This window comes from Streptococcus sp. 27098_8_69 (assembly GCF_041432445.1).
In the GTDB taxonomy this organism is placed as follows: Bacteria; Bacillota; Bacilli; order Lactobacillales; family Streptococcaceae; genus Streptococcus.
On record NZ_JAPVZO010000043.1, the window covers coordinates 1 to 9771 of the forward strand.

The window sequence follows — 9771 nt, forward strand, 5'->3', positions numbered from 1 at the left end:
TCTAACTTCTATCAACCAACTTCAAGCGACTCCGAAAGAGGAACCAAAACCAGAGCCACCAGCACAGCCGGAAGAGCCTAAGATTGACTATGATAAGGCTATGGCAAGCTTGGCAGAAGCTATTCAAAACAAGAGCAAGGAACTAGGTAGCGATAAAGAAGCTAAGAAGAAACTAGTTGAGTTGTCCGAGCAAGCAATCGCAGCGATTGAAGCAGCTAAGACACAGGATGCGGTAGACAAAGCCTTGCAAGCAGCTCTAACTTCTATCAACCAACTTCAAGCGACTCCGAAAGAGGAAGTAAAACATTCAAATCTTCCGACTGAAGGAGATAAGGTCTTAGTTCAAACGCAACCAAGCCTTGAAGTAACGACAGAATCAATCGCCTTTAATACTGTTCGTCGTGAGAATGCCTTCTTAGCCAAAGGCAAGGAACAAGTTGTTTCAGAGGGCAAAGCAGGTCAAGTAACGACTTATATAGAAGTAGATGGAGACACACGTAAGACAGTTAAGGTTGAACGTGAAGAAGCTCAAGATCGTGTCATCGAAGTTGGTACTTTTGAAGGAACATCTGTGCCAGGTGATGGCGTTAAAGAATTGAGCTTTAGTCAGCCAAGCCTTGAAGTTGTTGAAGAAGCTCTCGGATTTAAGACAGTGAAGCAAGATGATCCAACACTTCCAGAAGGTGAAACTCGAGTAGTTCAGGCTGGTCGTAAAGGTAAAGAACGCGTCAGCATAGAAGTAGCATTGGATGGAAGTCGTACTGAAAAACTTCGCGAAGTTGTGGAAGCACCGCGAGATGAGATTGTGCTAGTCGGAACTAAGAAAGTTGAATCAGGTAAAACAGATCCAGCGATCCATGAAGTAGCAGAGTTCACAGGTGGTGTCAATGGAACAGAAGCAGCTAGTCATGAACTTCCAGAATTTACTGGTGGAGTAAATGGCTCAGAAGCAGTTGTTCGTGGAGAAGATCCAGAGTTCACAGGTGGTGTCAATGGAACAGAAGCAGCTAGTCATGAACTTCCAGAATTTACTGGTGGAGTAAATGGCTCAGAAGCAGTTATTCGTGGAGAAGATCCAGAGTTCACAGGTGGAGTAAATGGTTCAGAAGTGGCTAATCATGAATTTCCAGAGTTTACTGGTGGTGTCAATGGAGCAGAAGCAGCTGTCCATGAGATACCAGAGTTTACTGGTAATGTCAATGGAGCAGAAGTAGCTATCCATGATGTTCCAGAATTTACTGGTGGAGTCAATGGCTCAGAAGCAGTTATTCGTGGAGAAGATCCAGAGTTTACTGGTGGAGTAAATGGTTCAGAAGCAGCTGTTCAAGCAGAAGCCCCAGAGTTCACAGGTGGTGTCAATGGAGCAGAGGCAACTGTACATGAGCTCCCAGAATACAAGGATGATCAGTCACATGTAGCTCAGGCTATGTCACAAGACAAGACTTATCAAGCACCTGCAAATCGTCAAGACATTCTCCCTGAAACAGGAGCAAAAGAAACTGCTACCCTTGCAAGCTTGGGAGCTGTAGGAGCACTTCTTGGCTTAGCTGCAATGGGAAAGAAAAAAGAAGACGAATAGAATCTGTCAAACTCAAGAAATACTGTTGAGGAAGTATAGATTTTGTGGGAAGTTATTGCAGAATAGTAGCATTGTTTAAAGAAACTGCTGTAATAACTGTCCAAACTTTAGAGATTGAAACCAATAACTAATCTCAATTATAAAAAGCGATCAAAACGAGTTTTCTGAGAGTCAGAATTCAGTCTTGTTCGCTTTTTTATATCAAGAATTAGGTGTAGAATTTTATGTTCATAAGTCATCAGTTATAGGACTTGAGCAAACTAATACTCAATGAAAATCAAAGAGCAAACTAGGAAGCTAGCTGCAGGTTGCTCAAAGCACAGCTTTGAGGTTGCAGATAAAGCTGACGTGGTTTGAAGAGATTTTCGAAGAGTATAAAAACCAGCGACTTTAATCGCTGGTTGCTCATATGATTGTTCACTTGATAGGGATGAAGGCTTATCTAGACCTTCTATTTCTACGATAGCCATTTAGTTTTTTATTTTCCCAATAACTGTTAAAGATTTTTTCTTTACTTTCACGATCAATTTCTAGGAAATAAGCATAGAGTAGATCAATTAAGATCAACATAGGAAGTTGGGCAGAAATGCGTTGGATATAGGAAGCCTGACTCTGGCTTCCTACCAGTACAGTTTCTGTAAATACCTGAGTTTCCTTGCTAGGTGTACTAGTAAAAAGAACAGTTTTAGCCCCCATATCTTGAGCGTCTAGTAGACTGTCAATGATGGATGGAGTTGTTCCTGAAAGGGAAAAGCCAAAGACCAAACATTTTTCATCGATGATACTGGTTGTCCAGGCGAAACCATCTGGATCTGTCAAAGCCTCACAAACGACTCCAAGTCTCATGAAACGCAATTTCATCTCACGTGCAACGAGGCCAGAACTTCCAGTCCCAAAAAAATAGACGCGTTCTGATTGATCAATCATTTGGGCAATGCGCTCCAGTTGGGCATCATCAATCAATTCTTGTGTCATTTCTCGGATGTTTGTATAGCTCCTCAAGACTCTTTGGGTCAAAGGATTCATATCCTGTTGTGGGACGGAAAGGGTATCCTTTTGTTGTTGGTATTTGAAAATAAATTCCCGATAACCCGTAAAGCCACATTTTTTGGCAAAACGGGTGAGAGCAGCCTGTGAAATATGAAGTTTTTGTGTGACCTGCTGAGAAGACAAGTCATCGTGAATGGTATCTGCCTGCAAAAAATAGCGGGCAATCTCTTGCTCTAAATCGGTCATTTCTTCAAAGTGAAGATCAATAATCGTAGAGATATCTTGCTTGTTCATGGGCCTCCCTTGTAGTTATTGGTTAAAATTTTTATCAATGAAATCTATAAAATAGCGCTTACTTTAATTATACCACAGTTGCTTTGTTTTTTGGATAAAAAGGAAAAGTCTTTTCTTTTTCCATAATTTTCTCTTTAAATTATGGTACAATTAAGAGTAAGATTTTGATTAGAAATGAGACTGCTTTGTATGAGAAAATTTAATAGCCATTCGATACCGACTCGGCTTAATTTATTATTTGCAATCGTTATTTTGCTCTTCATGACCATCATTGGTCGCTTGCTCTATATGCAATTCGTAAATAAGGATTTCTATGAAGCCAAGTTAGCGTCTGCTAGCCAAACTAGGGTAACAACGGGTTCTGCTCGTGGAGAAATCTATGACGTGGCTGGAAAACCCTTGGTAGAAAATACCGTCAAACAAGTCGTGGCTTTCACACGAAGTAATAAGATGACGGCTACAGATTTAAAGGATATTTCTACTAAACTTTTAACGTATGTAACAGTTTCCTCTCCAAATTTGACAGAACGTCAGATGGCTGATTATTATCTAGCGGACCCAGCTGTCTATAAAAAAACGGTAGAGGCTCTTCCAAAAGATAAGCGTTTTGACTCAGATGGTAATCAACTTTCTGAATCGGATCTTTATAACAATGCTGTTGAGAGTGTTACCTCTAGCCAAACTAATTATACAGAGGATGAAAAGAAGGTAATTTATCTCTTTAGCCAGCTCAATTCAGTTGGAAATTTTGCTACAGGGAATATTCAAACAGATCCTTTGAGTGATACACAGGTAGCTGTAATTGCTTCTGCTTCAAAGGAATTGCCAGGTATTTCTATCTCTACCTCATGGGATCGAAAAATCTTAGAAACTTCTCTTTCATCTATTGTCGGAACTGTTTCTAGTGAAAAATCAGGTCTTCCAGCAGAAGAAGTAGACGCTTATTTGAAAAAAGGTTATTCGCTCAATGATCGCGTCGGGACTTCCTATCTTGAAAAACAATACGAAGAAGTCTTGCAAGGGAAACGGACCGTCAAGGAAATCCATTTGGACAAGCATGGAGACATGGAGAGCGTAGAAAATATCGAAGAAGGTAGCAAGGGGAAAAACATCAAATTAACCATTGATTTGTCCTTCCAAGATAGCGTAGACAGCCTTTTGAAGAGTTATTTTAATTCTGAACTTGCAAATGGTGGTGCTAAATACTCAGAAGGTGTTTATGCAGTAGCCCTTAATCCTAAGACAGGTGCTGTATTGGCAATGTCAGGAATAAAACACAATCTAGAAACAGGAGACTTGACACCAGACTCACTTGGTACAGTAACCAATGTCTTCGTACCAGGATCTGTCGTTAAGGCAGCTACCATCAGTTCAGGTTGGGAAAATGGGGTCTTGTCAGGAAATCAAACCTTGACAGATCAACCAATCGTCTTCCAAGGTTCTGCGCCTATCAATTCCTGGTATACCCCTTCTTATTATGGTTCTTTCCCGATTACAGCAGTTGAGGCTCTAGAATATTCATCTAATGCCTACATGGTTCAAACTGCGTTAGGAATGATGGGTCAGACCTATCAACCAGAGATGACAGTCAAAACCAACCAACTGGATTCTGCTATGGGTAAACTTCGTGCTACCTTTGGAGAGTATGGACTAGGAGTTTCTACTGAGATTGACTTGCCAGATGAATCGACAGGATTTATCCCCCAAAAATTTGACTTGGCTAATTATTTAACTAATGCTTTTGGCCAGTTTGATAACTACACACCGATGCAATTAGCCCAGTATGTGGCGACCATTGCTAACAATGGTGTTCGTCTAGCTCCACATATTGTCGAGGGAATATACGACAACAATGATAAGGGTGGCCTTGGGGAATTAATCCAAGCAATAAATACCAAGGAAATCAACAAGGTCAATATTTCTGAATCAGATATGGCAATCTTGCACCAAGGATTTTACCAAGTATCGCATGGAACTAGTCCCCTAACGACAGGACGGGCGTTTTCAGATGGCGCCACTGTTTCTATCAGTGGTAAGACCGGTACAGCTGAAAGCTATGTAGCTGGTGGTCAAAAAGCTAATAATACCAATGCCGTGGCCTATGCTCCAACAGAAAATCCTCAAATTGCAGTTGCAGTAGTCTTTCCTCATAATACCAATTTAACCAAAAATGTTGGGCCAGCAATTGCTCGCGACATTATCAATCTATACAACCAACACCATCCAATGAATTAGAAAGGAAGCCATGCTTTATCCAACACCTATAGCTAAGCTGATTGACAGTTATTCTAAACTTCCGGGTATCGGGATTAAGACAGCAACCCGACTGGCCTTTTATACTATTGGGATGTCGGATGATGATGTCAATGAATTTGCAAAAAATCTTCTTGCAGCCAAGCGAGAATTGACCTATTGCTCTATTTGTGGACGTTTGACAGATGAGGATCCTTGTTCTATCTGTACCGATCCTAGCCGTGATCAGTCTACGATTCTGGTCCTGGAGGATAGCCGAGATGTTGCTGCTATGGAAAATATCCAGGAATACCACGGACTTTACCATGTTTTACATGGCCTCATTTCCCCTATGAATGGAATTAGCCCAGATGACATCAACCTCAAAAGTCTCATGACTCGCCTCATGGATAGCGAAGTTTCAGAGGTTATCGTGGCCACCAATGCAACAGCAGATGGTGAGGCGACTTCCATGTATATCTCTCGGCTTCTCAAACCCGCGGGGATTAAGGTTACTCGTCTAGCACGAGGTCTAGCAGTAGGAGCAGATATCGAATATGCGGACGAAGTAACGCTCCTAAGAGCCATTGAAAATCGTACAGAACTTTAGTCTGTAAGGATATAGAACAGGCAATTAGTTAGCAGATAAGACTTTAAGAAATCAAGAGACTAGATTTATTTTTAATCCAGTCTCTTTTGTGCTATTCAAGTTTAAAAAAATAAACAAATGTGATATACTAAAAAGCGAGTATTCTAGTAGAAATAGGACAATCATATGAAACAAACAATTATTCTATTATATGGTGGGCGCAGTGCAGAGCGTGAAGTGTCTGTATTGTCAGCTGAGAGTGTCATGCGTGCGGTTAACTATGACCGTTTTGAAGTCCAAACTTTCTTTATCAGCCAGTCTGGTGATTTCATCAAAACCCAAGAATTTACCCAAACTCCTGGCCAAGATGAACGTCTCATGACCAATGAAACGATTGATTGGGACAAGAAAATTGCTCCAAGTGCTATCTACGAAGAAGGAGCGGTTGTCTTTCCAGTTCTTCATGGACCTATGGGAGAAGATGGTTCCGTTCAAGGTTTCTTAGAAGTCTTGAAAATGCCTTATGTCGGTTGTAACATCCTATCTTCAAGCCTTGCCATGGATAAAATCACAACTAAGCGCGTTTTGGAGTCTGCTGGGATTGCCCAAGTTCCTTACGTAGCGATTGTTGAAGGGGATGACTTGGCTTCTAAGATTGCTGAAGTTGAAGAAAAATTAACCTATCCAGTCTTTACTAAACCATCCAATATGGGATCTAGTGTCGGTATTTCTAAGTCTGAAAATAAAGAAGAACTCCATCAAGCTTTAGAGCTTGCCTTCAAGTACGATAGTCGTGTCTTGGTAGAACAAGGAGTAAACGCGCGTGAAATCGAGGTTGGTCTTTTAGGAAACTATGATGTCAAGAGCACGCTACCTGGTGAAGTTGTCAAAGATGTAGCCTTCTATGACTATGAAGCCAAATATATCGATAACAAGATTACTATGGATATCCCAGCTAAGATTAGTGATGATGTGGTAGCAGTCATGCGTAAAAATGCAGAAACTGCCTTCCGTGCTATTGGTGGACTTGGCTTATCACGTTGCGATTTCTTCTATACAAATAAGGGAGAAGTTTTCCTAAATGAGCTCAACACCATGCCTGGATTTACCCAATGGTCTATGTATCCCTTGCTTTGGGACAATATGGGGATTAGCTATCCAGAACTAATCGAGCGTTTGGTTGACCTTGCTAAAGAAAGCTTTAATAAACGTGAAGCGCACCTATTGTAAAGACAGCTATAAGGGCGGGGCAAAACTCCCTGCCCCTTTTTAAAGGAGTAAATATGAAACTTACGATTCACGAAGTTGCGCGTGTCGTCGGTGCAAAAAATGATGTGACTAGCTATGTGGATAGCCCACTAGTCAAAGCTGAGTTTGATAGTCGTTTGATTGGATCTGGGGATTTATTTGTGCCACTCAAGGGGGCGCGTGATGGTCATGACTTTATCGAGACAGCTTTTGAAAATGGCGCTGCTTTAACCTTATCAGAGAAAGAAGTAGCAGGTCATCCTTATATCTTGGTAGAGGATGTCCTAACTGCCTTTCAAGCTCTTGCGGCCTATTACCTTCAAAAGACAGGTGTCGATGTTTTTGCTGTTACAGGTTCAAATGGGAAAACTACTACCAAGGATATGTTGGCTCATTTGCTTTCTACAAGCTACAAAACCTACAAAACGCAAGGGAACTACAATAACGAGATTGGCCTCCCTTACACTGTTCTTCATATACCAGATGATACTGAAAAGCTGGTCTTGGAAATGGGACAGGATCACTTGGGAGATATTCATCTTTTGTCTGAACTGGCTCATCCGAAAACAGCTATTGTGACTCTGGTCGGAGAGGCACATTTGGCCTTCTTCAAGGATCGTTCTGAGATTGCCAAAGGGAAATTGCAAATCGCTGATGGTATGGAGAAAGGGGGCTTGCTTTTGGCGCCAGCTGATCCTATTGTAGAGGATTATCTACCTGCTGATCAAAAAGTAGTTCGTTTTGGTCCAGGTGCAGAACTCGAAATTACAGAATTGATTGAGCGTAAGGATAGCTTGACTTTCAAGGCTAATTTCTTGGAGCAACCCCTTGATTTGCCTGTGACTGGTAAGTACAATGCGACTAATGCTATGATTGCTTCTTATGTTGCCCTGCAAGAAGGAGTGACTGAGGAGCAGATTGCTCAAGCCTTCCAGGATCTAGAATTGACCCGCAATCGTACCGAGTGGAAAAAAGCTGCCAATGGTGCGGATATCTTATCAGATGTTTACAATGCCAATCCAACTGCTATGAAGTTGATTTTAGAAACTTTCTCTGCTATCCCAGCTAATGAAGGTGGCAAGAAAATTGCAGTTCTGGCGGACATGAAAGAACTTGGAGACCAGTCTGTTCAACTCCACAATCAAATGATTTTGAGCATTACACCCGATGCCCTTGATACCGTTATTTTCTACGGTGAAGACATTGCTGAATTGGCTCAATTAGCCAGTCAAATGTTCCCCATCGGCCATGTTTACTACTTCAAGAAAACAGCTGAAGAAGACCAGTTTGAAGCCATGGTCAAGCAGGTTAAGGAGAGTCTTGGAGCACATGACCAGATTTTGCTTAAAGGTTCGAATTCTATGAATCTAGCCAAGCTAGTAGAAAGTCTAGAAAATGAGCACAACTGATTTCGCCAAAGCTATTCAGAGAATGTTGGCCATCACTGATACTGGTTTGACCTATACAAAGGATCCTTATGACCGTGAACGTTATGAGGATTTACGTCAGATTTTATGGAGTGTCTTGCAGGATCAAACAGAGCTTGATCAAGAGGAATTGACTGCAATTTTAAAACCAACAGGTAGCTATGCAACTCCCTTGATGGATGTAAGGGCATGGATTGTTCAAAATCAGAAGGTTTGCCTGGTTAGAGGGCAAGGAGAGGATACTTGGGCATTACCTGGTGGTTTTGGCGAGGTAGGATATTCTCCCAAGGAAAATATCCGAAAAGAAGTTCAGGAAGAAACAGGCTTTTCGGCAGAAGTAGGCTCTTTATTAGCGGTTTTTGATACCAATCGCTTTCAACTTCAGAACAAACAGTATGCCAAGTTCGTCTTTGACTGTCAGTTATTGGATGGACAATTTCAAGAAAATCAAGAAATTGCAGAACTTGAATTTTTTGATATCAAGAATCTCCCACCCCTATCTGAAAAACGAATAACCCAAGAACAAATGGAAATTCTATGGCAGGTCTATCAGGGTGAGCGGGAACAATATGTCGATTAGAAGCTTTGTTTTATATTAAGATCGACAGTTTCTTTTACACAAAATTATAAGAAATAAATGTAAGCTAGGCTCTATAAAAATCAGTAAGAGATTGGCTTATATGAAAATGAGGAAAGTTACATGAATTTTTGGGAAGCTTTATTTAGTACGCAGCCGACGGAGCCACCCCAGTTTGACCTTCTTTGGTATGGAAGTCTATTTACCTTATTAGCATTGACTGTGTTTCTTGCCTATCGTTATGGTGAGAAAAAGGCCTGTCAGCGATTTTTCCAGATTTTACAGGCGGTACAGCTAATCCTGCTCTACGGATGGTATTTAGTAAATCAGATGCCTCTAACTGAAAGTCTACCCCTTTATCATTGCCGTTTGGCTATGTTTGTAGTGCTTTTGACCCCGGGTGTCTCTAGAGTCAAACAGTACTTTGCTGTGCTTGGAACCTTTGGGACATTGGCAGCCTTTGTTTATCCAGTGCCAGATCCCTATCCTTTCCCCCACATCGCTATTCTGTCCTTTATTTTCGGACATTTAGCCCTCTTTGGAAATTCCTTGATTTATCTCTTGAAGGATTACGATGCTAGCTTATTGGACTTCAAACGAACCCTAATCATCACATCTTCGCTCAATGCCTTGATTTTCGTGGTTAATTTAGTAACAGGTGGAGATTATGGATTTTTGACAAGACCACCATTGGTTGGAGACCACGGTCGTCTGATCAATTATCTAGTGGTAACGCTATTCTTGACTTGCGCCATTTACTTAGTCTCTAAAATTTTTCAGACAATCCTTCAGGAACAGGGAGAAAAAAGGTTGAGAATCTGGCAGAAATAAAAAA

The 9771-nt window shown here is 41.2% G+C and carries 8 protein-coding genes; 7 read left to right on the forward strand and 1 reads right to left on the reverse strand.

The genetic code is table 11. The features are described from left to right. Positions 1-1579, forward strand: a 1579-nt coding sequence (locus tag O3658_RS10325) for an SIALI-17 repeat-containing surface protein (protein ID WP_371561444.1), incomplete at its 5' end; no start/stop codon positions are given. Between the two features lie 438 nt (positions 1580-2017). Here the strand turns inward: O3658_RS10325 and O3658_RS10330 are convergent. Continuing rightward, the gene (locus tag O3658_RS10330) at positions 2018-2863 is read right to left on the reverse strand and encodes a MurR/RpiR family transcriptional regulator (protein WP_371561447.1); all 846 of its coding nucleotides are present in this window, start codon (positions 2861-2863) and stop codon (positions 2018-2020) included. Positions 2864-3052: 189 nt separating this feature from the next. On the opposite strand from O3658_RS10330, the gene pbp2b reads away from it, so the two are divergent. From pbp2b to O3658_RS10360, 6 genes are all read left to right on the forward strand, one after another. Beyond that, complete coding sequence (pbp2b, locus tag O3658_RS10335; protein WP_371561450.1) at positions 3053-5098, forward strand: penicillin-binding protein PBP2B; 2046 nt, start codon at positions 3053-3055, stop codon at positions 5096-5098. Between the two features lie 10 nt (positions 5099-5108). Next, complete coding sequence (gene recR / locus O3658_RS10340; protein WP_006152788.1) at positions 5109-5705, forward strand: recombination mediator RecR; 597 nt, start codon at positions 5109-5111, stop codon at positions 5703-5705. A gap of 165 nt (positions 5706-5870) precedes the next feature. Then, the gene (locus O3658_RS10345; RefSeq protein WP_371561454.1) at positions 5871-6914 is read left to right on the forward strand and encodes a D-alanine--D-alanine ligase; all 1044 of its coding nucleotides are present in this window, start codon (positions 5871-5873) and stop codon (positions 6912-6914) included. A 53-nt stretch (positions 6915-6967) separates the two neighbouring features. Further along, a complete protein-coding gene (murF, locus tag O3658_RS10350) occupies positions 6968-8341 on the forward strand; it encodes a UDP-N-acetylmuramoyl-tripeptide--D-alanyl-D-alanine ligase (protein WP_371561458.1) in 1374 nt (457 codons plus the stop codon). Then, positions 8328-8939: an NUDIX hydrolase N-terminal domain-containing protein gene (locus O3658_RS10355; protein ID WP_371561461.1), complete on the forward strand. Its 612-nt coding sequence runs from the start codon at positions 8328-8330 to the stop codon at positions 8937-8939. Before murF ends, O3658_RS10355 begins: the two co-directional genes overlap by 14 nt. Before the next feature lie 120 nt (positions 8940-9059). Further along, positions 9060-9767 (forward strand): TIGR02206 family membrane protein, encoded by a 708-nt coding sequence (locus tag O3658_RS10360; protein ID WP_371561464.1) that lies wholly within the window; start codon positions 9060-9062, stop codon positions 9765-9767. The last annotated feature ends 4 nt before the right edge of the window (positions 9768-9771 follow it).

What these genes read in the sequence shown, in the direction of transcription:
- O3658_RS10330 (WP_371561447.1), bottom strand. Translation starts at nt 2,863, where the DNA reads ATGAACAAGCAAGATATCTCTACGATTATTGATCTTCACTTTGAAGAA.
- pbp2b (WP_371561450.1), top strand. Translation starts at nt 3,053, where the DNA reads ATGAGAAAATTTAATAGCCATTCGATACCGACTCGGCTTAATTTATTA.
- recR (WP_006152788.1), top strand. Translation starts at nt 5,109, where the DNA reads ATGCTTTATCCAACACCTATAGCTAAGCTGATTGACAGTTATTCTAAA.
- O3658_RS10345 (WP_371561454.1), top strand. Translation starts at nt 5,871, where the DNA reads ATGAAACAAACAATTATTCTATTATATGGTGGGCGCAGTGCAGAGCGT.
- murF (WP_371561458.1), top strand. Translation starts at nt 6,968, where the DNA reads ATGAAACTTACGATTCACGAAGTTGCGCGTGTCGTCGGTGCAAAAAAT.
- O3658_RS10355 (WP_371561461.1), top strand. Translation starts at nt 8,328, where the DNA reads ATGAGCACAACTGATTTCGCCAAAGCTATTCAGAGAATGTTGGCCATC.
- O3658_RS10360 (WP_371561464.1), top strand. Translation starts at nt 9,060, where the DNA reads ATGAATTTTTGGGAAGCTTTATTTAGTACGCAGCCGACGGAGCCACCC.